The organism is Burkholderia sp. WP9 (assembly GCF_900104795.1).
GTDB lineage: Bacteria > Pseudomonadota > Gammaproteobacteria > Burkholderiales > Burkholderiaceae > Paraburkholderia.
In genome coordinates this window covers 1,124,528-1,145,847 of sequence record NZ_FNTG01000002.1, presented here as the reverse complement: position 1 = coordinate 1,145,847, position 21,320 = coordinate 1,124,528, and the positions used below count along the sequence as shown (strand labels likewise).

The 21,320-nt window shown below is 61.5% G+C and carries 18 protein-coding genes; 10 read left to right on the top strand and 8 right to left on the bottom strand.

The features are described 5' to 3' along the window. Nucleotides 1-10 precede the first annotated feature (10 nt). The 3 genes from BLW71_RS26420 to BLW71_RS26410 are packed head-to-tail and all read left to right on the top strand — an operon-like array spanning nt 11 to nt 2,417. Nucleotides 11-751 (top strand): SDR family NAD(P)-dependent oxidoreductase, encoded by a 741-nt coding sequence (locus BLW71_RS26420; RefSeq protein ID WP_091803742.1) that lies wholly within the window; start codon nt 11-13, stop codon nt 749-751. Then, nucleotides 748-1,596 carry a sugar phosphate isomerase/epimerase family protein gene (locus BLW71_RS26415; RefSeq protein ID WP_091803739.1) on the top strand — a complete coding sequence of 283 codons (849 nt, stop codon included), beginning with the start codon at nt 748-750 and terminating at the stop codon, nt 1,594-1,596. The genes BLW71_RS26420 and BLW71_RS26415 overlap by 4 nt, the downstream gene beginning before the upstream one ends. Next, entirely contained in the window at nt 1,593-2,417 is an 825-nt protein-coding gene (locus BLW71_RS26410) for an amidohydrolase family protein (protein WP_091803736.1), read from the top strand. Before BLW71_RS26415 ends, BLW71_RS26410 begins: the two co-directional genes overlap by 4 nt. Before the next feature lie 96 nt (nt 2,418-2,513). On the opposite strand, the gene BLW71_RS26405 is transcribed toward BLW71_RS26410, so the two are convergent. From BLW71_RS26405 to BLW71_RS26395, 3 genes are all read right to left on the bottom strand, one after another. Further along, nucleotides 2,514-3,866, bottom strand: coding sequence for a cytochrome c (locus tag BLW71_RS26405; protein WP_218157133.1), 1,353 nt, complete (start codon nt 3,864-3,866; stop codon nt 2,514-2,516). A gap of 2 nt (nt 3,867-3,868) precedes the next feature. Then, nucleotides 3,869-5,641: a GMC family oxidoreductase gene (locus BLW71_RS26400; RefSeq protein ID WP_091803732.1), complete on the bottom strand. Its 1,773-nt coding sequence runs from the start codon at nt 5,639-5,641 to the stop codon at nt 3,869-3,871. 62 nt (nt 5,642-5,703) lie between these two features. Beyond that, nucleotides 5,704-6,411, bottom strand: a complete 708-nt coding sequence (locus tag BLW71_RS26395) for a gluconate 2-dehydrogenase subunit 3 family protein (RefSeq protein ID WP_091803729.1) — start codon at nt 6,409-6,411, stop codon at nt 5,704-5,706. A 210-nt stretch (nt 6,412-6,621) separates the two neighbouring features. Here BLW71_RS26395 and BLW71_RS26390 point away from each other — a divergent pair, with 210 nt between their 5' ends. The 4 genes from BLW71_RS26390 to BLW71_RS26375 all read left to right on the top strand — a co-directional run bounded on the left by BLW71_RS26390 (nt 6,622) and on the right by BLW71_RS26375 (nt 10,912). Next, nucleotides 6,622-7,344 carry a FadR/GntR family transcriptional regulator gene (locus tag BLW71_RS26390; protein WP_286162109.1) on the top strand — a complete coding sequence of 241 codons (723 nt, stop codon included), beginning with the start codon at nt 6,622-6,624 and terminating at the stop codon, nt 7,342-7,344. Between the two features lie 109 nt (nt 7,345-7,453). Next, entirely contained in the window at nt 7,454-8,221 is a 768-nt protein-coding gene (locus BLW71_RS26385; protein ID WP_091803725.1) for an SDR family oxidoreductase, read from the top strand. A 97-nt stretch (nt 8,222-8,318) separates the two neighbouring features. Then, nucleotides 8,319-9,611, top strand: a complete 1,293-nt coding sequence (locus BLW71_RS26380) for an MFS transporter (RefSeq protein ID WP_091803722.1) — start codon at nt 8,319-8,321, stop codon at nt 9,609-9,611. 53 nt (nt 9,612-9,664) lie between these two features. Further along, nucleotides 9,665-10,912, top strand: a complete 1,248-nt coding sequence (locus BLW71_RS26375; RefSeq protein ID WP_091803719.1) for an enolase C-terminal domain-like protein — start codon at nt 9,665-9,667, stop codon at nt 10,910-10,912. A 23-nt stretch (nt 10,913-10,935) separates the two neighbouring features. Here BLW71_RS26375 and BLW71_RS26370 read toward each other — a convergent pair whose 3' ends face one another. Beyond that, on the bottom strand, nt 10,936-11,244 hold the full coding sequence (locus BLW71_RS26370) for a hypothetical protein (RefSeq protein ID WP_091803715.1): 309 nt from the start codon (nt 11,242-11,244) through the stop codon (nt 10,936-10,938). A 347-nt stretch (nt 11,245-11,591) separates the two neighbouring features. Further along, on the bottom strand, nt 11,592-12,575 hold the full coding sequence (locus BLW71_RS26365; protein WP_091803712.1) for a GlxA family transcriptional regulator: 984 nt from the start codon (nt 12,573-12,575) through the stop codon (nt 11,592-11,594). A 1,071-nt stretch (nt 12,576-13,646) separates the two neighbouring features. Between BLW71_RS26365 and BLW71_RS26360 the strand changes: the two genes are divergently transcribed. Beyond that, a complete protein-coding gene (locus tag BLW71_RS26360; RefSeq protein WP_091803709.1) occupies nt 13,647-13,832 on the top strand; it encodes a hypothetical protein in 186 nt (61 codons plus the stop codon). 109 nt (nt 13,833-13,941) lie between these two features. Here the strand turns inward: BLW71_RS26360 and BLW71_RS26355 are convergent, their stop codons facing one another. After that, entirely contained in the window at nt 13,942-14,139 is a 198-nt protein-coding gene (locus BLW71_RS26355; protein ID WP_091803705.1) for a hypothetical protein, read from the bottom strand. Between the two features lie 556 nt (nt 14,140-14,695). Here BLW71_RS26355 and BLW71_RS26350 point away from each other — a divergent pair. Then, nucleotides 14,696-15,229 (top strand): GNAT family N-acetyltransferase, encoded by a 534-nt coding sequence (locus BLW71_RS26350; protein ID WP_091803702.1) that lies wholly within the window; start codon nt 14,696-14,698, stop codon nt 15,227-15,229. Nucleotides 15,230-15,276: 47 nt separating this feature from the next. Here BLW71_RS26350 and BLW71_RS26345 read toward each other — a convergent pair whose 3' ends face one another. Both BLW71_RS26345 and BLW71_RS26340 read right to left on the bottom strand, forming a co-directional pair. After that, nucleotides 15,277-16,335, bottom strand: coding sequence for a response regulator (locus BLW71_RS26345; RefSeq protein ID WP_091803700.1), 1,059 nt, complete (start codon nt 16,333-16,335; stop codon nt 15,277-15,279). Further along, entirely contained in the window at nt 16,328-19,792 is a 3,465-nt protein-coding gene (locus BLW71_RS26340; RefSeq protein ID WP_502686835.1) for a hybrid sensor histidine kinase/response regulator, read from the bottom strand. The genes BLW71_RS26345 and BLW71_RS26340 overlap by 8 nt, the downstream gene beginning before the upstream one ends. 252 nt (nt 19,793-20,044) lie before the next feature. Here BLW71_RS26340 and urtA point away from each other — a divergent pair, with 252 nt between their 5' ends. Next, nucleotides 20,045-21,310, top strand: coding sequence for an urea ABC transporter substrate-binding protein (gene urtA, locus BLW71_RS26335; protein ID WP_091803694.1), 1,266 nt, complete (start codon nt 20,045-20,047; stop codon nt 21,308-21,310). The last annotated feature ends 10 nt before the right edge of the window (nt 21,311-21,320 follow it).

Genomic DNA, 21,320 nt, shown 5'->3' with positions numbered 1-21,320 from the left:
GTAACCGGATATGACGCGCTCTCTCGACGGAAAAGTGGCCATCGTCACAGGCGCCGCGCGTGGCATTGGCCTCGGTATCGCGCAAAAGCTGAAAGCGGATGGCGCGCGCGTGGCGCTATGGGACCTCGATGTGAGCGACTGCAGCGCGCAACGGCTCGGCTTTACGCCCGACCATGTGCAGCAGGTGGATGTCGCTTCGATCGGCTCGGTCGAGCAGGCATTCGCGGCCACGCTCGACGCTTTGAGACAGGTCGATATTCTCGTGAATAACGCGGGAATCAACGGGCCGGTCGCGCCGTGCTGGGAATATCCCGTGGACGCGTGGGAACGTGTGATCGCCGTGGATCTGAACAGCGTGTTTTACTGTTGCCGTGCCGCCATTCCGCATATGCGCGCACGCGGCGGCGGCCGCATTGTCAACGTGGCGTCGATCGCGGGTAAGGAGGGGGTACAGTTCATCTCCGGGTACTCGGCGGCGAAAGCGGGTGTCATCGCGTTCACCAAAGCCGCGGCGAAGGAACTGGCGAAGGACAACGTGCTGATCAACTGCGTCGCGCCGGCAATGGTCGAAACCGAGCTGTTCAAAGAGATGTCCGACGCACATATCGAGGCAAGCAAAGCCAAGATTCCGATGGGCCGCTTCCTGCAGATCGAAGAGGTCGGCGCGATGGTCAGCTGGATCGCCAGTCCCGAATGCAGCTTCACGAGCGGCTTTACTTTCGATCTGACTGGCGGGAGGGCGACATATTGAACGCTTCCACATTAGCGCCAAAGCTTGCGGTGGCGCATCTCACGGCGCTGGAGCTGGCTCCGCTGGAGTGGGTCGTGCAAGCGCGGCGCGCTGGCTTCGACGCGGTGGGGCTCAGGTCCAACCCCACGTCGCCAGGTGCGATCGCCTATCCGTCCGTGGTGGGTAGCGAAGCGCATCGCGCACTCAAACGCGTTCTCGCCGACGAAGGCATGAGAGTGCAGGACGTGGAGTTCATTCCGGTGTTGCCCGAGATCGACGTGGCGTCCTATGCGCCCATGTTCGATGCAGCCGCCGATCTGGGCGCGGCCTGCGTGACGATTTCCGGCGACGACCCCGACGCAGCGCGGCTGGCCGCCAACGTTGCGGCCTTGTGCGAACTTGCCGTGCGATATGGTTTGCGCGTCGATCTTGAGTTCATGCGCTGGCGCCACGTCGGCACGCTGGGTGAGGCACGCTCGATTGTCGAGCGCGCGGGCAGTGCAAATCTCGCGATTCTCGTCGATGCGTTGCATCTCGCGCGCTCGGGCGGCAGTGCGGCGGACATCCGGGCACTGCCGCCGGGAATGCTGCAAGCGGTACAGCTTTGCGACGCGTCGCACGACGATCCCGTCGGCGACGAAGCGACGATTCTCGAGGCGCGCACCGGCCGCTTGCCGCCCGGTCAGGGGGCCTTGCCGCTTGGCGATCTGCTGGACGCGCTGCCTGCCGGCACGGCCATGAGCGTGGAAATGCCGTTGCCGTTGCTGCCTGCGAACGAACGGCTCGAACTCGCGTATAAAAGCACGCAAGGTATGTTCGAAGCGGTACGCCGCGACCGCGCAATTTTCAGAGAGTCCCGCCAATGACAATCTTCGACGAAGAGAAGATCGACTGTCACAACCATGTCTTCGAACCCGCACGCTTTCCTTATCGCGCCGACACCGCATACCGGCCGTCGATGCAGGAGATCGGCACCGCCGCGCAGTTTGCCCGCGTGATGGATGCGTGCGGCGTGCAGCATGCGTTGCTAGTCGGGCCGACGAGCGGCTACCGCACGGACAATCGCTGCATGCTCGACGCCATTGCGCAGCATGGAGATCGCTTCAAAGGCATTGCCGTGGTGGACCACGATGTGAGCCGGCAAGCGCTGCAGGAAATGAAGGCTGCGGGCGTGGTCGGCGTCGCCTTCAATCCGGCAATGGAAGGCGTCGAAGCGATGAACCATGCCGAGCCGCTTTTCGGCATGCTGGCCGACCTCGATATGTTCGCGCAGATTCAGGTGACGGGTGATCAACTGGTCGCACTCGAGCCGCTGATCGCGCGAACCGCGACGCGCTTGCTCATCGACCATTGCGGTCGACCCGAGCCGGCGGCCGGTATCAACCAGCCAGGTTTTCAGTCGCTGCTGCGTCTTGCCGATACCGATCGCACCGTCGTCAAGATTTCCGGTCTGCAGAAGTTTTCGCAGCTGGACTATCCGTACGAAGATGCGCAGTTTTTCGCGCGGCAACTTCTTCACACCTTCGGACCGGATCGTTGCGTCTGGGGTTCGGACTGGCCGTTCCTGCGCTCGCCGGTGCGGATGGATTATGCCCCGCTGCTGACGCTGCTTCAGCGCCTGATTCCCGATGCCGACGCGCGCCGCCGCGTCTTGTGGACGACGCCTCGCAGCCTGTTCGGCTTTTAGCCAGACCTGTGAAATGCGCTGAATGGCTCGCGACGCAAAAAAGCCGGCGTGACACCACGCCGGCTTTTGACATTGCAAGAACAGGCGCGTGACCTGCTAGCGGTTCTGCGCCACACCGATTGCCGATTGTGCGCCGAGACTGCTGCGGGCTTTCTTGACGTCGTCGGCGGAGACCGGCGCCGACGCGTTGCCCCAGCTATTGCGCACATACGTCGAGATGGCCGCGATATCGCCGTCCGTCAGCTTCCAGCTGAAGTTCGGCATGGCCGCGCCGGTCGGGTTGCTTTGCGTCACAGCGCCGCGGCTGCCGATCAGGATCGTGCGCAGCATATTGGTCGGATCGGGTGCCTGTACACCCGCGCTATCCGCGAGCGACGACACCATGCCCGTCACGCCTTGCCCTGACGAACGGTGGCACGCGGCGCAGTTCGCCATGAACAGCGAGTGGCCAAGCGTCATGGTGGAGTCGTTTGCCGCAAGCGCTGCCGCTGGCTTGCGATCGGATCCCGGCAAGCTCTTCAGGTACACGCCCATTGCATGGAGGTCTGAAGTGCTCAGGTGTTGCAGCGAATTCGTCACCGCTTCGGCCATCGGGCCCGACGCGACACTGCGATTGTTGCCACCTGTATGCAGGTATTCGACGATGTCATCCGTCGACCACTTGCCGAGCCCCGTGTACGCATTGCCCGTAATTTCAGGCGCGTGCCAGCCCTGCAGCGAGCCGCCTTGCAACGCGGCCTCGTCGCCGCCGAGGAAGTTCTTCGCGGTGTGACAGGACGCGCAATGACCGAGCCCTTCGACCAGATAGGCGCCACGATTCCATTCCACCGACTGCCTGTCGTCATTCCTGAACGGCGTCTTGTCGAAGAACAGCAGATTCCAGCCGAACATCAGCATGCGGATGTTGAACGGGAAGGGCAATTGATTCGCGTCGACCCTGTTGTTCACAGGCGGGACGGTATCCAGATACGCCTTGATATCGCGCAGATCCTGATCGCTGACCTTCGCATAGGCCGTATAAGGCATCGCCGGGTACAGGAATTCGCCGTGCTTGCCGCGTCCTTCCTTGACGGCGCGAATGAACTCCGCGTCGCTCCAGGTGCCGATGCCGGTGTCCTTGTCGGGCGTGATATTGCTCGCGACGATCTTGCCGAACGGCGTTTCCAGCGGTAGGCCGCCTGCGAAGGGCTTGCCGCCCTCGGCCGTGTGGCAGGCGATACAGTCGCCGGCGCGCGCCAGGTACAGGCCGCGCTTGACGGCGTCCGAATCGGCGGAAGAAAGCGGCGCGGCCTTCGGCGAAGGCGCGTTCAACGCGCTTTGGCTGCCGGCGTTGCTCTGCGCGTTGGCGTTGCTCTGCGCGTGCGCATCGCCCGCATGATCCCACGCGACGAAAGCCGCGGCGGCGAGCACCACCGCGCTGAATGAACCGATGAATGTCTTGGCGCGCACGTTCAGATCCTCACCAGCGGGCCGGGCGACTTCAGATACTGCGACTTGATCGCTTCCGCGGCCCACAGCGTGGTGGCGCCGACGGTGCCGGTCGGATTGTAGCCGCCGTTGTTGGCAAACGCGGACGCGCCCACCACGAAGGTGTTATGCACGTCCCAGCTTTGCAGGTAGCGATTGAGTGCGCTGGTCTTCGGATCGTCGCCGATGATCGCGCCGCCGGTCGTATGCGAGGACAGATTGTCCATCGGCGAGAACGGCCTGGTGGTCGGCTCGCTGCGCACAACGGTTTTCGCGCCCATTGCATGACCGAGTTCCTCGGACTTGTCGGCCATGAATTTCGCCGAGCGCTTGTCGTTTTCGATCCAGTCGAACGTCACGCGCAATAGCGGTCTGCCGAAACGGTCCTTGTACTCCGGGTCGAGATCGAGATACACGTCGCGATGCGGATAGCTGTTGCCCATTACGTAAATCGAGTTGTAGTTCTGATAAGCGTGCTGATATGCCTTCTTCCACTCGCTGCCCCAACGCGGCGTGCCGGGCGGCACACCGTTGCTCAAACCGATCGGCCGGCCATTGGTCGAGTGCACGAGCGCCACGCCACCACCGATGAAATCGTGGTTGCTGTGGTCGAAGTTGTCGCTGTTGAAGTCGTCGATCGCCTGCGCGAGTGCGCCCGCGCCGATGAACGGATTGAGCCGCTCGTTTTCGAAGAAAATCGACGCGCCCGAGATGGTCTGGTACGCGTAGTTGCGTCCGACCACGCCTTCGCCGGTTTCGCGGTTATATGGCTTGCCGATGCCCGACAGGAGCATCAGGCGCACGTTGTCCATCTGGTAGGCCGAGATCACGACGATGTCGGCGGGCTGCTCCCACTCGTTGTTGTCGTGGTCCACGAAGGTGACACCGGTCGCCGTTTTCCTGTCTTCGGCGAGGTTCACGCGCAGCACTTCGGATTCGGTGATCACGCTGAAATTCTTGCGCTGCATGAGCGCGGGCATGATGCACGCCTGCGGGCTGCTCTTGGACCAGTTGCCGCAACCGAAGAACTCGCAGTAGCCGCAATACGTGCAGGGCGCCATATGGACGCCCAGCGGATTCACATACGCGCCTGAGGTATTGCCGGCAGGAACCGGAAACGGGTGATAGCCGAGCTCGCGCGCAGCTTTATCGAAGATCGTTGCGACCCGCGTGCGTTCGAGCGGCGGCAACGGATAGTCGCGATTGCGCGGACCTTCGAACGGGTTGCCACCTTCCTGGAGCTTGCCCTGAATGTTGCCCGCACGGCCCGAGGTGCCGGCGAGGCGCTCGAACTTGTCGTAGAACGGTTCGAGGTCGGCGTACGTTACGCCCCAATCCTGCACCTGCATGCCTTCGAGGAATTTGCTCTTGCCGTAACGCTCGACCGTGTTCGTATAGGTCTGGAAGTCGTTCGGCAGGAAGCGCCACGTCATGCCATTCCAGTGCGTACCGGCACCGCCCACGCCGATACCGAACTGGTAGGTGTTCCAGTCGCGCAGCGGCAGCGCGGTCTGATCCGACGTGTTGCGGAACGTCAGCGTTTCGACAGCGGGCGGCTGCATGAGCGCGCGGCGCGTGGCGAAGCGCAGTTCGTCGGTGTCGACCGTGGTGGGGAAATCGCTGCTGGTATCGCGCCATGCGCCGCGTTCGATCGCGACCACGTTCAGACCTGCCTGGGTCAATTCGTTCGCCATGAGCGAACCGGCCCAGCCGAGACCGACGATTACGGCGTCGGCCTTAGCACGTTTGAGTGCCATGTAATTCTCCGCTTGTTGCAGTGGGGTGCAGTGATGCAGTGATGCAATTGGATCCGCGCGCGTCAGCTCTTGCGGCTGATGAGGCTGATCGGAATGATCTTCAGGTCTTCGCCCTGACGGCCGATCACGTCGCGGAAATCGTATTGCGCGCCGGGGAAGCCGAGCATCTTCCAGCCGGCCATGTCCTTGTTGCCGCCGTAGATCGGATCGGCGAAGAACCCTTCGCGCACGTTCTGCAGAACCAGATTGAAGAAGGCCTTTGAATCGACTCTGCCGAGCGCGAGCGCGCCGGCTTCGAGCTGTTTGAGAAGACCATCCTGCTGCTCGGGCGAAAGCGCATTGAAGGCCTTGCCGCTGAAATTCTGCTTGCAGTGGTCGTCGAGCGACTTCAGGCCCGCGCGATAGCGCTCGGCGGGCGTGTCCTTGATCTGCGGACCCTGGCTCGGCGTGCCCGGCTTGAATTCTCCCAGCCGGTATTGCGTGGCTGCACGGCCGTAGTCGCCGCTCAACTGGCGATCGATGAAGAGCGCGCAGCCCGCTTCCTTGCCGCCGATGCTCAATTCGTCCGACGGAATCAGCCGGTCGGCGATTGCTTCGACAGCGGCTACCTCTTGAGCTGTGAAGAACTTCCAGCCGTCCGCCACCACTGGCTCCGGCAGCACCACCGGATCCTTGAACCACGGCATGCCGCCGAAAATCACACGGGCCTTGGCGACTGCGATGCCCGCAGCCATCAGGACCATTGACGATAAAAACTTACGGCGTAACACGTCGTTTTCCCCAGAAAATCATCGCAAATGCGAACAAAAATAGAAGGCTCGTGACTCGTCCCGAATCTCCGATTCCAATATATTCTAACTGGTTAGTTAAAATTGAGTCAAAACGTGGTCAGGGCGGAACGCACCCCGAGGGTCATCCCTGGTTGCAATGGAACCGATGCACGCCTATCTTCTACATCATACGTATGACCTAGAGAGTGAATGGTGGCGACGCTACATAGGCAGGTCCTGAACCAGATGGGCGAACAGATCTGTTCAGGCAAGTTCATGCCCGGCGATATCCTTCCCGCCGAGCCGATTCTGGCCGAGCAGATGCAGGTGAGCCGCATCACCATCCGCGAGACGATGAAGTCGCTCTCGGCCAAGGGCATGCTGCAGGTGCGCCGCCGCTACGGCACGATCGTGCTGCCGCGCTCGCAGTGGCAACTGTTCGATCCCGACGTGATCACCTGGCGCGCGCGCGCCGGCACGGTCGAGCCGGGTCTGATCGAAGACCTGATGGAATTGCGCCTGATCATCGAACCGAACGCTGCCAAACTCGCCGCCAAACGCGCAACGCCGGAAGATCGCGTGGCGGTGCGCCGTGCCTTCAAGGCGATGGAGCGCGCGGTGGCTGGCCACGGCGAGTACGTTCCCGCCGACCTCGCGTTTCACGGCGCGATCCTGGCGGCCTGTCACAACCAGTTCGTCCAGCAGATGCAGAACGCGCTGTCGGCGATTCTCCGCACGAGCTTCGAGCTCAGCTCGGAAATCGCCGGTGGTCCGGCCCGTTCACTGCCCATGCACGAGGCGCTGTGCATCGCGATCGAGCAGGGCGATCCGGAGGCCGCTGAACAGGCCGTACTCACGCTCATCAAACGCGCCGAGCAGGATTTCGAAGACCGCGCGGCATTGAACGACACCGCCAACGATCAACCGGCCTGACGCAAGCCTCTCTCGCGGACGGCCACCCCATGAACTTGAAACGCGACGCGCAGCGCCGTCGCGATGGGCGTACTCGCGCCTTTTCTCCCGATTGCACAGAGGATCCAGCATGACCCAACTATTCGATCTCACCGGCCGCACGGCGCTCGTCACCGGTTCCGCGCGCGGCATTGGCTTTGCGCTGGCCGAGGGGCTGGCCGCGGCGGGCGCGCGCGTCGTGCTCAACGGCACGCGCGCGGATACGGTTGCCGAGTCGGTCGGCAAACTTTCCGGCAAGGGTTACCAGGCACTGGGTCGCGCATTCGACGTCACCGACGAGACCGCTGTCGCCGAGGCTTTCGCGCAGTGGGACAAAGACGGCGTGCAGATCGACATTGTCGTGAATAACGCGGGCATCCAGTTTCGCAAGCCGCTCGTCGATCTCGAACTGAGCGACTGGCAGCGCGTGATCGACACCAACCTGACGAGCGCATTCATCGTCGCGAAGCAGGCTGCGCGACGCATGATCGCGCGCGGCACGGGCGGCAAGATCATCAACATCGGTTCGCTCACGAGCGAAGCAGGCCGCGCGACAGTCGGCGCTTACACCGCGGCGAAGGGCGGCATCAAGATGCTGACCCGCGCGATGAGCGCCGAGTGGGCCGCCTCGGATATCCAGGCGAACGCGATCGGCCCTGGCTACATCCTCACCGACATGAACAAACCGCTGATCGAGAACGCCGCTTTCGACGCATGGGTGAAAAGCAGCAACCCCTCGAAACGCTGGGGCAAACCGGAAGAACTCGTCGGCACGGCGGTCTTTCTCGCGTCGCCTGCGTCGAGCTATGTGAACGGCCAGATCATTTACGTGGACGGCGGATGGCTGGCCGTACTCTGAAACTTTATTGAATGCAGGTCCGCGCGAGTACAGCAGAACAAACAAACGACTCGCGCGCAGTCAACCGTTGTATGCGCCGTACCGATCCGGAGACATCATGGAAAGCGTCAAGCCCGTAGCAACTCAAAGATGGTGGTATCTGATGCCCATCATCTTCATTACATACAGCCTCGCCTATCTCGATCGCGCCAATTACGGCTTTGCCGCCGCTGCCGGGATCGACAGGGATCTCGGGATCACGCACGGCACGTCCTCGCTGATCGGCTCGCTGTTCTTTCTCGGCTACTGCCTGTTCCAGGTGCCCGGCGCGATCTACGCGCAGCGCAACAGCGTGAAGAAGCTGATCTTCTTCAGCCTGATTCTGTGGGGACTGTGCGCGGCCGCAACCGGCATGGTCAGCAATATTCCGATGCTGATGGTGCTGCGCTTTACGCTCGGCGTGGTGGAAGCCGCCGTCATGCCGTCGATGCTGATGTACATCAGCCGCTGGTTCACCCGCACCGAGCGCTCGCGCGCCAATACCTTCCTGATTCTCGGCAATCCGGTGACGGTCTTGTGGATGTCGGTGGTATCGGGCTATCTGGTGCGCAGTTTCGGCTGGCGTGAAATGTTTGTTATTGAAGGTGCGCCGGCGCTCATCTGGGCGGTGGTGTGGTGGTTCACGGTCAAGGATCGTCCGGCCGACGCGCCGTGGATGAGCGAAGCCGAAAAGACCGAACTTACCGCGCGCCTCAAAGCCGAGCAGGCCGACATTGCGCCGGTGCGCGACTACAAGACGGCGTTGCGTTCGTCGATCGTGATGAAGTTCTGCGCGATCCACGCGCTCTGGAGCATCGGCGTGTACGGCTTCATCATGTGGTTGCCGTCGATCCTCAAGGCAGCGTCCACGATCGATATCGTTTCGGTCGGCTGGCTCGCCGCCGTGCCGTACCTCGCGGCGATCATCCTCATGCTGCTCGCCTCGTGGCTCTCGGACAAGACACGCAATCGCAAGCTGTTCGTATGGCCGTTGCTGCTGGTGGGCACGGTAGCGTTCGTCGCGTCGTATCTGATCGGCGGCTCGCATTTCTGGATCTCGTTCGCGCTGCTGGTCGTGGCGGGCGCAACGATGTACGCGCCGTACGGTCCGTTCTTCGCGCTGGTGCCCGAGTTGATTCCGAGCAACGTGCTCGGCGGCGCGATCGGTCTCATCAACGCATGCGGCGCGCTCGGTGCTTTCGCGGGCTCGTGGGTGGTGGGCTATCTGAACGGCGCGACCGGCAGCCCGGCGGCTTCGTACATTTTCATGGCGGGCGGCTTGCTGCTCTCCGTGATCCTGATGATGACCGTGCCCGCGCATTCCGATCAGCGTGCGAAGCGTGAAGCGCCGCTCTCGTTGAATCGCACGTAATCCGCTGACCGTGCCGACTGGTTCTCTCTGATTCGTTTCTGGCAGGCTGAAAAATGGCAACTTTGATTACCGATGTAAAGGTCATTCTGACCGCGCCGGAAGGCATCAACCTGATCGTCGTGAAGGTGGAGACCAACCAGCCGGGTCTGGTCGGATTCGGCTGCGCGACATTTGCTTACCGCCACGTAGCGGTCAAATGTCTGATCGAGGAATATTTGCGGCCGCTGCTGATTGGACGCGACGCCGAGGCGATCGAGGAAATCTGGCAATTGATGCATCAGAACGCTTACTGGCGCAATGGGCCGATCGAGAACAACGCGATCTCCGGCATCGATATGGCGTTGTGGGATATCAAGGGCAAGCAGGCCAATATGCCGTTGTATCAGTTGTTCGGCGGCAAGTGCCGTGAAGGCGTGCCGATTTACCGGCATGCCGACGGCCGCGACCTCAATGAACTTTGCGAGAACATCCAGAAGTATCGCGAGCAGGGCATCACGCATATTCGCTGCCAGAGCGGCGGCTATGGCGGGGGCGGCTATGGCAGGGCGCCGTCGAGTGCGCCTTCGGGGTCGGCGGACGGTGTGTATCTGGACAGCAGAAAGTACATGCGCGAAACCCTCAAGCTGTTCGACGGCATTCGCAGCAAGATCGGTTTCGACGTCGCGTTGTGCCACGACGTGCACGAACGTCTCAAACCGGTTGAAGCGATCCGCTTTGCGTGCGAACTGGAGCAATACGATCTGTTCTTTCTCGAAGATGCGATCGCGCTCGAAGAGGGCGAATGGATGCGGCAATTACGCGCGAAGACCACCACGCCGTTGGCTCAGGGTGAGCTATTCAACAATCCGTACGAATGGCGCTTTCTGATCACCGAACGTCTCGTCGACTATATTCGCGTGCATTTGAGCCAGATCGGGGGCATCACGGCCGGGCGCAAGCTGCAGATTTTCGCCGAGCAGTTTGGCGTAAGGACGGCGTGGCACGGACCGGGTGACATGTCGCCAATGGCGCATGCGGCGAATATCCATATCGATCTGGCCGCGCGCAATTTCGGCGTGCAGGAGTGGTCCGGCACCGAGCCGCCCAACTTCGTGATCCAGGACCTCAAAGGTCCGCGGGCTGCGTTGCTCGACGTTTTCCCAGGGCTTCCCGAGTTCAGGGATGGCTACGTCTATGCGAATGACAAACCCGGTCTCGGCGTGGATCTCGATGAAGCCGAGGCGGCGAAATATCCGTGCGAGAACAGCGTTACGACGTGGACTCAGACAAGGTTGAAAGACGGGACGTTGCAGACGCCGTGAAGGGCCGAAAACTTGAAGGGCAACTATTCGTAGCCGAGCCTGTGACTCAGAATGGGGGCGAAAAAGAGGGCAATCGCAGAGCCGGCTGCTTTACCCTCGAGTTCCGCGGCCGCAGTCGCGGCCTGCATTCCATACGAGTACACGAACAGATCGAATAGCTGGGGAAGGCAGTAAAGCGCTGCGATCGCAATGCAATAAGCTTGCACGACGGATATGCGCCATCCCTTCTCGAAGGCGACGGCAGCGCAGACAATGCGCATAATGGCGAACAGAACGAGCGCACCCACCGCCGCCTGTTCGCGGATCAGATACTCTGGAATGAACTCGCCCATACTCCTATGCACTCGCTACGTTGAACCGTCGGAATAAAAAGCCATTCATTCAAACTTTGGGATCGAATGGCCAGTTGGTTGGGGCGATCGTCCTTGCGCATTGAAGAACGAATCGACAGGTTTGAATGTTACTGAAGCTCTATTAGCGCAACGAAAGCTCGGCTGAATGAACCACAATCTTGGCCGATAGAGTCAAGGGTCGCCGTCCGTCAAGCGGTTGCCCGGACCCGTCTTCGCAAGACTCGCAGTCTGTTAGCCGGGTCTGCGACTCATACGCCAGCACCTGTTCGTGGGCGAGGAGCGATTGAATCGCATCCCGTTGACCCCGCACCTTCGTGGGGAGACTTTTACGGTGCCACCTGGTTGCGCATCCGGTAATCAGTCGGTGTTGTCGCCAGATATTTTCTGAACAGCTTCGACAACTGCCCGCCGCTGCCAATACCGCAACGGCGCGCGATCTTGTCGACCGGCAGACGCGATTCGACCAGCATCCGGCAACTCATATTCAAACGCGCGCGAAGCAGATAGTCGGAGGGTGTGATGCCGATCTCGCTCTTGAAGCGGCGTAGGAAGTTGCGCTCGCTCATCGCCGCGACCTGCGCCGCGTCGTCGATTGAGATGGGACGATCGACGTTCGCTTCCAGCCAACGCGCCGACGCCAGAATTTTTTCGCTGATCTGGGGCGTCGCGCCAAGTGTGAGCGACGCGTTGAAGGGCGCTTTCGGCTGAGGCGCGATCGACCCGGCGACCTGTTGTGCCAGATCGGCGCCGAGATCCTCTTCGACGATGCGCAGCGCCGTCATGACGGCACTCGGCGCTTCTGTCAGCGATCGCGCCGGATGCAGGCCGTGGGCTTCGCTGCCTCCATAAAGAAGCGGACAGTAGCGACTAGGTAGCCCGGCCGCCGCGAGCAGCAACTGCCCTTCCGCGATCGGATGCACGATCTCGCTGAACGGATGCCTGCGGCGCAGCCAGTCACTCAATCGCTCGTCGCGACACGCCTGCTGCACGCCCGGACCGCCTGCAATGAACAACAGGTGTGACTCGTTCGTGCCTCGGTGCGACTGGACGTCGTCGGTCCAGACGAATACCGATGACGAACTGGCAATGCGCCCACCCGCCGCGGAGAGCAACGAGACGTCGTAGCGTGCGCGGCCCGATCGCTGTGTCGCGGCGAGCGAGTTAGCCTTCTGAAAAATCTCGATGATTGCAGCGACCTTAGGCAATGCGAAACCATTGAACAGTGCGATGTCGACGCGAGTCAGAGCGCTGGTTTGCATCGGCACGGCACTTTGCCGTGAATTGCGCGGCAGAGTATGTACCAAATCCATTTATTTTTCCCCGGAAATTTGTGGTCTGCAAAGTCTTCTCCCCAAGACCCTGTCTTTTTCTTATTGGCTCATGCTATACGTTTGATTCTGACGACAATATTTCATGGCTGAATTGGCCAACACGTTGGCTGTTTACGACACGGAATAGTCAGGTGGTCCACAGCCTTGCTGGGCGTCTGATTCGTCCCGGCAGGCGGGTAATGTTTCGAAATTGCCGGTGCAATTTTCAACAGAAGCGAGACGGAATGTATAGCGCATATATTTTTTCATTTATCAGCGATGCGGAATTATTGCTGTCCGATATTGGCGAAATGGCCAATATGGGCGAAATATATCGCGAGGAATGTATTTGCGGTTAGGTTTATCTCACTTGGGTGCTTCCGCTTCGTCGCGTGGTGCACTGTCACGAATGTCTGCCATTGGTATCGGGAAGTGGGTGCCTCAGCTCCTCGCGCATGGCGTCCCGAGGTTTGGTCTTCTCGGACAGAAGCTTTCCGATAACCGCCGCAAAGTGGTGCAACACATCGGGAGCGTTAGAATGACGTCCGGTCGGTCAGGCCGTGCGCTTGGAGATGGGACCATATAGGTCGTCGCCCGTCGCCGGCACTGTCCATCTGCCGAGGATGCTGCAACTCGATACGTCCCAGGAAACGACCACCTTCACATTTGTTCAATGTGACACCCTCGCAAGCCGACTCTCCCGTCACTGCGGAGCCTGGTCATCACGAGTCGGTGCGTTCGGCATCGGTCCGGGCACGAGCGTTGAGCGTGTCGATTTCCTTCCGGATCAACCAGAGCTACGAATTCGCGCCGGCTGCCCGCCTGGCAGTCTTTCCGGCGTGTGCGGCCTGTCGGTGTTCAGCAGGCGTGGCTTCGCGATCCGCGCGGGTTTTCGAGTAAGGAGTTTCCTGTCTCCTTGCGCACGGAACGCGCTTGTATCATGTGGAGCGCTATCTTCAACTCGTTCACCGCACATGCATCGTCTTGCGGCCGGGTCGAGGTGGAAAAAATTTTTAGCAAACGATTGCGCCTCAGGCTAAATAAGCTCTACGCGTGACCGTTAACGGATTCATGCACAAACAAGACATTCAGACAATTGTTTCCGCAGCTCGCGAAACGGCCAATTCCATTGTTGGTGCGCGCGAGTGGAAAACGGCCGAAGATGCCAGCGCAATGCGCGACGTGATCTTCTGGGACATGCTCGCCAAGCGATTGCCTGACGCTGACATTGCAGAACTGCTGTCAATGTTCGATTAGACCGCGGCGTCGGCACGGCGGCGTGTGCTCCCATTCGGCGCGCTTCGGAGCTATTGCCCAGCGAGACGTCACGCGCACGATCGCGGACGTGTCTGACACATCACGTCGGCTAAGGGTCCCCAAGGCCGATCACAGAGAAAATCTTGACAACCGATCCTTGCTTCGGTTGACGCTCGCCCTGTTGCTGAATGAAGACTTGCATCGCGCGCGCCATCTCCTGCCCTGAAAGTTTGCGATAGGCGCAGATGTTGTAGGTGACGCCGTGTTGCCAATCCTTGATGAAATTATCTACGTGCGGTAGTTGCATGCTTTCCTCGAAAGCGTCATGCGGTTTTGCAACTGGAGCGGGTCGTCTTTCACCCGATGGTGAGGCCGGCAGTCGTCATGCGTACGGCCTGATATTGAAGAGGTCCACGAAAAAGAGCCTGCCGCCCGAGGGAGCGGCAGGCCGAAAAATCGAGGGGTGGGGTTCGCTTGAGAGAAGCCCCCTCGAAAGACCGAAGCCCAGTTTAGTCGCTCGAAGGGGGCGGCGGACGCACACGGCGGATGAAGTCACGCTCTTGACCGAACAGGACATATGAAAGAGCTGATTCAGGCGGAATCGGTCCAAACATGCAATGGCGATGCCAAGGTTTCGCCCCAATCGGGGGGGCACAACTTTTGTTTTTGACCATCGGCCGGGAATAAAATCGCTTGAAGAGCTTTAGCAGAAAGTTGTTCTTTCAACAGGCGCTTGAAGCACTGAGGCACAACGGCTGATTACGGTACGGGCCATGCATACAGCCATGAATCGACAGTCGACGCAGGTTTCTGATTCCTCGACAATCGTAGACATATAGACGACGCTCAAAGGGTGGCGGCAGATGGTGCAGCGACAGACGGATATTTGGCTTGAATCAGCGCGGCTCTCGATCAGGCCGTTTTCGGTCGACGATGCGGACGCCGCCTTCATGTGCATCACCCCCTCGCTGACCCGCTACATGGGGTGGGAGCCTCCCGCTTCCCGGCATGATTTCAATGTTGTTTGGCGGTCCTGGATACCGAAGATAGACGAAGGATCGGACTACGTCTTCGTGGTGCGTCAACGCGCTGACGGGAGTTTTCTCGGATTGGCAGGGCTTCATCACGTAGGGACCGAGGCTCCGGAACTCGGCATCTGGATTCGTGAAGATCGCCATCGGCAGGGCTTTGGCCGTGAAGCTGTAACTTTGGTTGCACAATGGGCAACGCGCGCAATAGGCTGTAAGAGCTTTACGTATCCGGTTGCCGAGGAAAACCGACCCAGCCGCCGCATTGCCGAATCTCTTGGCGGTGTCATCGTGGAAGGCCGTGTAACGCCAAAGTACAAGTCTGTCGTGTACCGTATTCCTGGCCAATCGCCCACAAGCAAGGGATAGACAATTCTGGCCGGTGCGTCGACGGAACCCGCCGTTTTCCAGTTGCGTCAATACCGCGTGCTCGCCTTCGCCGCAATCGCTGCGGCAGCAGCGCGCGTCTCAACATGCAGCTTGCCGAACACATGTTCGAGGTGCTTGTTCACCGTGCGTGGCGCCATGCCGAGAATGTCGCCGATATCCCGGTTCGTTTTGCCGCGCGAGAGCCACAGCAGCACCTCCGCTTCTCGCGCCGTCAGGCCGAATTGGGAGGCGAGGGCGCTGGTATGAGCGGCGTCGTCGAATTCTTCCAGCAGGATCACCCATTCGCCGCGCGTCGCGGGTCCCAGTACACGCGCCACGCGGCGCACGCGGTCGGCGGCGGTCTCGAAGGCGGCTTGCAGGTCGCAGCCGGCTTCGATCCAGCGCGCGAGCCATTGCGCCAGCACGGCAGGCAGCCGCGGGCCGGCTTCGACGAGCGGGTGATGCAACAGCCTGGCTTCGTCGGCACGGCTGGGTGTCAACGAAGCCGAAACCAGGCAGCCTCCGTCATCATTTCCCCCTTCTGTCAGCTTGCGGCCCGTCTCATACCACGCGAGCCGTTGCCGCGCCAGATCGCTCTGCCATCTGATTTCGCCGCTCGCCGCCGCGATCAGCGCCGCGCGCATTCCGATCTCCAGCACCCTGTCCGCCTGACGCTGCTGGCGCGAACGCTGCACGTGCGCGGCAATCCGCGCGCTGACCTCGCTTGGCTTGACCGGCTTGGTGACGTAATCGATACCGCCCACGCGAAATCCCTGCACCACATGTTCGCTATCGGTCAGTGCGGTCATGAAGATCACGGGCAGATGCCGGTTGCGCGGATCGGCCTTGATCTGCCGGCAGGTCTCGAAGCCGTCGAGGCCAGGCATCAACGCGTCGAGCAGAACGGCGTCGGGCGTAATGCGCGCGAGGCGTTGCAGCGCGGATTGACCATCGAGCGCCACCAGTACCGCGTAGCCGGACGCCTGCAGCGTATCGGAGAGCAGAGCGAGATTGTCGGGCGTGTCGTCGACGATCAGCACCACCGGTTTGCCGTCGGGCAAGTCCGGTTGCGTGTCGGGCGGCAGGAGCAAAGTGTCGTCATGCATCGGGATTGACCTGCTGGGTAGGCGCGAGCAGATGCGCGAGTTCGGTCAGCCGGAAGCGGCGCGCAAGCGCGCGCAACGGTTCGAGCACGCTGGCGAGTTCCGGTGCGCCATGCTCGGCGGCGTCGAGTTGTTCGATAAAGCCCTGCACGTAGCCCATTTCCAGTTGCGCATGCAGTTTCTCGCGCAACGTGGCGGGCAGGCTCGCCGTTACGTCCGCGCGTGCAACGGGGGAGGCGCTCGCAGCGGTTTCGGTCGGCTCGACAATCCAGTGCAACTGCAGCAGCGCGGCCAGTTTGTCGAGCAGGAGCGGAATGTAGAGCGGCTTGGCGAGGTAGTCGTCGCAACCGGCTGCGGCGCCTTTGTCGCGATCGTCCGCGAATGCGTTGGCCGACAGGATCAGAACCGGCGCGGCCGACAGATGGTTGTCGCGAATCAGGCGGCTTGCCTCGAAGCCGTCCATGTCCGGCATCGACACATCCATCACGATCAGATCCGCGGACGCGGTCCCGAGCCATTGCAGCGCCTCCGGTCCGCTGGCGGCTTCCACGACGTGAAAGCCCAGCGGCGTTAGCGTCTGCACGACAATGCGGCGTTGCTCCGCGAGATCGTCCACGACCAGCACCGTGCGGCGCGGCCCATCGTAACCCTTCACGTTGAGCGGGCCGCTCGCCAGCAACTGCGGCGCACGCACTTCAGGCGCGAACAGCTTGACGATAAAGCGCGTGCCTTTGCCCACTTCGCTTTGCACTTCCAGGTTGCCGCCCATCAACTCCGTGAGCATCCGGCAGATGGTCAATCCCAGCCCGGCGCCATGATCGTGTTCGCGCGCCGCCGTGCCGCGCTCGAACGGCAGGAACAGCCGTTCCAGCTCGGTGGCCGGCATGCCGGGGCCGGTATCGGCGATTTCGAAGGTAATGGTCTCCCACGCATAGCTCGCGCGTACCTTCACCGAACCGTGAGAGGTAAAGCGGATCGCATTGCCGATCAGGTTGATGAGAATCTGCCGCACGCGCTTTTCGTCGATGCGCACCACCTCCGCCATGCGCCCGCCCGTCTGGAATTCGAACTGCAGTCCTTTGTCGGTGGCCTGCGGTTCCAGCATCGCCGAAAGTTGCGTGACGAAATCGGGCAGCGAAATCTCGGTTACGTTCAACTGCAGTTTGCCGGCCTCGATCCGCGCAACGTCGAGCAGCCCGTCCACCAGCGCCAGCAGATGCCCGCCGCTGCGATAGATGGTCTCCACGGCATTGCGCCGAGCCGGGGGCAGTTCGTCGGTGCCTTGCAGCAGCAGTTGCGCGTAACCGAGGATGCTGTTGAGCGGCGTGCGCAGTTCGTGACTCAGACCCGTCACATAGCGGCTCTTGGCACGGTTGGCGGATTCGGCCGCGGCGCTTGCGCGCTGAAGCGCGGCGTCGGTCTTGCGGTGCGCTTCGATTTCCTGCATCAGCAATTCGGCTTGCCGTTGCGATTCTTCCTGCGTGACCTTGCGGTTTTCGTTGGCGAGCACGAGCCACCACGCCGCAATACATCCGACCAGCGCCAGCGCGAAAAACGCCTTCAGATAGCCCTGCAGCAGCACCTCGTGGACGGTCGTGTCGAGATCGGGCAGGGTGCGCACGCTCTGATACCACTGCACCGCCAGCACGCCGCCGAGTAGCGTCAGCACGGCGATCAGCAACCCGGCGTACTGCGCGAGCCGCAAGCCCGCCGGCCCGAGCTTGAGCTTGGGAAAGAGCGTGCGCATCGAGCTGCCGAATTGCGCGGGCAGCCGCGCGTGCGGTTTGCAGGAGTCGTTGCAGCGGGAATCGAGCGAGCAGCACAGCGAACAGATCGAACCGGCGTAAGCCGGGCAGTGCGCCATGTCCTCGCGTTCGAAGGTGTTCTCGCAGATCACGCAGCGCAGTATCGCGCCCTGTTCGAGGTCGCGGCCGTCGCGCGCCAGATAGAAGCGACCGCGTGTGGCGATGGCCAGCAGCGGCGCGCAGATGAACGCGACCAGCAACGCAATGAACGACGACAGCGCTTCAGCCGTGGCGCCGAAGACACCCGCATGCGAGAGCGCGGCCATCAGCGAAGCGATCAGCATGGCGCCCACGCCGACCGGGTTGACGTCGTACAGGTGCGCGCGTTTGAACTCGACATGGCGCGGGCTATACCCGAGCGGCTTGTTGATGACGAGATCGCCCACCACCGCGCCAATCCAGGCAATCGCCACGTTGGCGTACAGAGCAAGCACCTTGCTGATGGCTTCGAACACGCCCATTTCAACGAGCAGCAGCGCAATCAGCACGTTGAACACGAGCCACACCACGCGCCCCGGATGGCTGTGCGTGAGCCGTGCAAAGAAATTCGACCACGCGAGCGAACCGGCGTACGCGTTGGTTACGTTGATCTTCAGTTGCGACACGATGACGAATAGCGTCATCGCGGCGAGCGCGCCTTCGGGTGAGTGGAACACGTACTGATACGCGACCAGATACATCTGCGTGGGCTCGACGGCCTTGACCGGATCGATCTCGTGCTGGATGGCGAGAAAGGCGAGAAACGCGCCTCCCAGCATTTTCATCGCGCCGGGCACGATCCAGCCGGGGCCGGCCGCGATCAGCGCGGCCCACCAGCGAAAGCGATTGGCGCGCGTGCGCGGCGGCAAAAAGCGCAGATAGTCGACCTGCTCGCCAATCTGCACGATCAGCGAAAACACCACGGTGCAGCCCGCGCCGAACGCGACGAGATTGAACTCGTGGCCGTTGCCCGAAACGCCGCGAAACGTCACCCATTGCGCGAGCACATGCGGCTCACGCCACAACACCACGACGTACGGTACGACCAGCAGCACGAGCCACAACGGCTGGGTCCAGCCCTGCAGACGGTTGATGAACGTAATGCCGAAGGTCACGACCGGAATGATCACGAGCGCGCTGATCACGTAAGCCACGGAAAGCGGCACCTTCAGATACAGCTCCAGCGCGAGCGACATGATGGCCGCTTCCAGCGCGAAAAAAACGAAAGTGAAGACCGCATAGATCAGCGAGGTCAGCGTCGAGCCCATATACCCGAAGCCCGCGCCGCGCGTGAGCAGGTCCATGTCGACGCCGTTGCGTGCGGCGTAATAGCTGATCGGAATGCCCGTCAGGAAGATCAGCAGCGAGACGGCGAGGATCGCGCAGAGCGCGTTGGTGAAACCGTAGTTCACCACCAGCGCGCCACCAATCGCTTCGAGCACCAGAAACGACACCGCGCCGATCGCCGTATTGGCGACGCGGAATTCCGACCAGCGCCGGAACGTGCGCGGCGTGAAACGCAGCGCGTAGTCCTCGAGCGTCTCGTCGCCGACCCACGCGTTGTAGTCGCGGCGGATCTTGACGATGCGCTGCGTGCCGCCTGCGGGCGGGCGCGATGCCCCAGCTTGGGTGGAGGGACCGGCGGGCAGAGGGTTCTGTGGTTGCGTTTGGTGCATCGAGGCCTTTCGTCGGCGGATTCCGTGGCTAGCGGTGCGGCCATGCAAATTGCATTCCATTCGCGCTCGCCTCCTTCCCCTCGCGCCATTGGGCACGCCACGCCGCCGCGATTATAGGGAGCGGATTTTCGTCGCGCCCTACGTCAACTGACGTATTGGGCCGCGCAAATTGGCTACCTACCTTTCGTGGCGTCGACACCGCCATCCGGTTCCCAGCGCGGGTCGCCCGATCACGACTACAAGGAGAATTCGATGTCACACGATGATCAGAACGAGTCCGGCATGCCCTCGGCGCTGCGCCGCAAACTGCTGATGGGGCTCGCTGCCGCGCCCGCGCTGGCCATGTCCGGCATCGCGCGGGCCCAGCAGTATCCGACCGCGAAGGTCAACACCACGCACCTTGCCGTCACCGATACCGAAGTGACGGTGGGGCAGTTGCACTCGGCGACCGGCACGATGGCGATCTCCGAAACCGGCTCGATTCAGGCCGAGCGGCTGGCGATCGAACAGATCAATTCTGCGGGCGGCATTCTTGGCCGCCAGATCAAGGTCATTCAGGAAGACGGTGCATCCGACTGGCCCACCTTCGCTGAAAAGTCGAAGAAGCTGCTGGAGAACGATCACGTCGCCGCCGTGTTCGGCTGCTGGACGTCGGCCTCGCGCAAGGCCGTGTTGCCGATCTTCGAACGCGACAACGGCCTGCTCTATTACCCGACCTTCTACGAAGGCCTTGAGCAGTCGCACAACGTGTTCTACACCGGCCAGGAAGCGACGCAACAGATTCTCTGGGGGCTGAACTGGGCGAACCAGACAAAGAAGGCCAAGAGCTTCTTCCTGATCGGCTCGGATTACATCTGGCCGCGCACCTCGAACAAGATTGCGCGCAAGCACATCGAGCAGCATCTGACCGGCTGCAAGGTGGTGGGCGAGGAGTACTACCCGCTCGGCACCACCAACTTCAATTCGCTGATCAACAAGATCAAGATCGCCAAGCCGGATTGCATCTACGCGATCATCGTCGGCGGTTCGAACGTGGCGTTCTACAAGCAGCTCAAAGCGGCCGGCATCACCGCGGACAAGCAGTTCCTGCTGACCATCTCGGTAACGGAAGACGAAGTGCTCGGCATTGGCGGCGAAAACTTCGCGGGCTTCTATTCGGCGATGAAGTATTTCGAATCGCTCGAGAACGACAACAACAAGAAATTCGTTGCGGCATTCAAGGCGAAATACGGACCGAAATCCGTGATCGGCGATGTGACCCAGGCGGCCTACCTCGGGCCATGGCTCTGGAAAGCGGCGGTGGAGAAGGCCGGCAGCTTCGACGTCGACAAGGTGGTGGCGGCCTCGCCCGGCATTGAATTGAAGACCGCGCCGGAAGGCTACGTGAAGATTCACGCGAACCATCACCTGTGGAGCCGCACGCGGATCGGTCAGGCGCAGGCCGACGGCCAGTTCAAGGTGGTCGCGGAATCGCCGGATCTGATCGAGCCCAATCCGTTCCCGAAGGGCTACCAGTAATCACCGCGGC

Bases quoted from the DNA above. Each gene is read 5' to 3' on its own strand.
- BLW71_RS26420 (WP_091803742.1), top strand. From the start codon at position 11: ATGACGCGCTCTCTCGACGGAAAAGTGGCCATCGTCACAGGCGCCGCG.
- BLW71_RS26410 (WP_091803736.1), top strand. From the start codon at position 1,593: ATGACAATCTTCGACGAAGAGAAGATCGACTGTCACAACCATGTCTTC.
- BLW71_RS26400 (WP_091803732.1), bottom strand. From the start codon at position 5,641: ATGGCACTCAAACGTGCTAAGGCCGACGCCGTAATCGTCGGTCTCGGC.
- BLW71_RS26390 (WP_286162109.1), top strand. From the start codon at position 6,622: ATGGTGGCGACGCTACATAGGCAGGTCCTGAACCAGATGGGCGAACAG.
- BLW71_RS26385 (WP_091803725.1), top strand. From the start codon at position 7,454: ATGACCCAACTATTCGATCTCACCGGCCGCACGGCGCTCGTCACCGGT.
- BLW71_RS26380 (WP_091803722.1), top strand. From the start codon at position 8,319: ATGGAAAGCGTCAAGCCCGTAGCAACTCAAAGATGGTGGTATCTGATG.
- BLW71_RS26375 (WP_091803719.1), top strand. From the start codon at position 9,665: ATGGCAACTTTGATTACCGATGTAAAGGTCATTCTGACCGCGCCGGAA.
- BLW71_RS26370 (WP_091803715.1), bottom strand. From the start codon at position 11,244: ATGGGCGAGTTCATTCCAGAGTATCTGATCCGCGAACAGGCGGCGGTG.
- BLW71_RS26365 (WP_091803712.1), bottom strand. From the start codon at position 12,575: ATGGATTTGGTACATACTCTGCCGCGCAATTCACGGCAAAGTGCCGTG.
- BLW71_RS26360 (WP_091803709.1), top strand. From the start codon at position 13,647: ATGCACAAACAAGACATTCAGACAATTGTTTCCGCAGCTCGCGAAACG.
- BLW71_RS26355 (WP_091803705.1), bottom strand. From the start codon at position 14,139: ATGCAACTACCGCACGTAGATAATTTCATCAAGGATTGGCAACACGGC.
- BLW71_RS26350 (WP_091803702.1), top strand. From the start codon at position 14,696: ATGGTGCAGCGACAGACGGATATTTGGCTTGAATCAGCGCGGCTCTCG.
- BLW71_RS26345 (WP_091803700.1), bottom strand. From the start codon at position 16,335: ATGCATGACGACACTTTGCTCCTGCCGCCCGACACGCAACCGGACTTG.
- BLW71_RS26340 (WP_502686835.1), bottom strand. From the start codon at position 19,792: ATGCACCAAACGCAACCACAGAACCCTCTGCCCGCCGGTCCCTCCACC.
- urtA (WP_091803694.1), top strand. From the start codon at position 20,045: ATGTCACACGATGATCAGAACGAGTCCGGCATGCCCTCGGCGCTGCGC.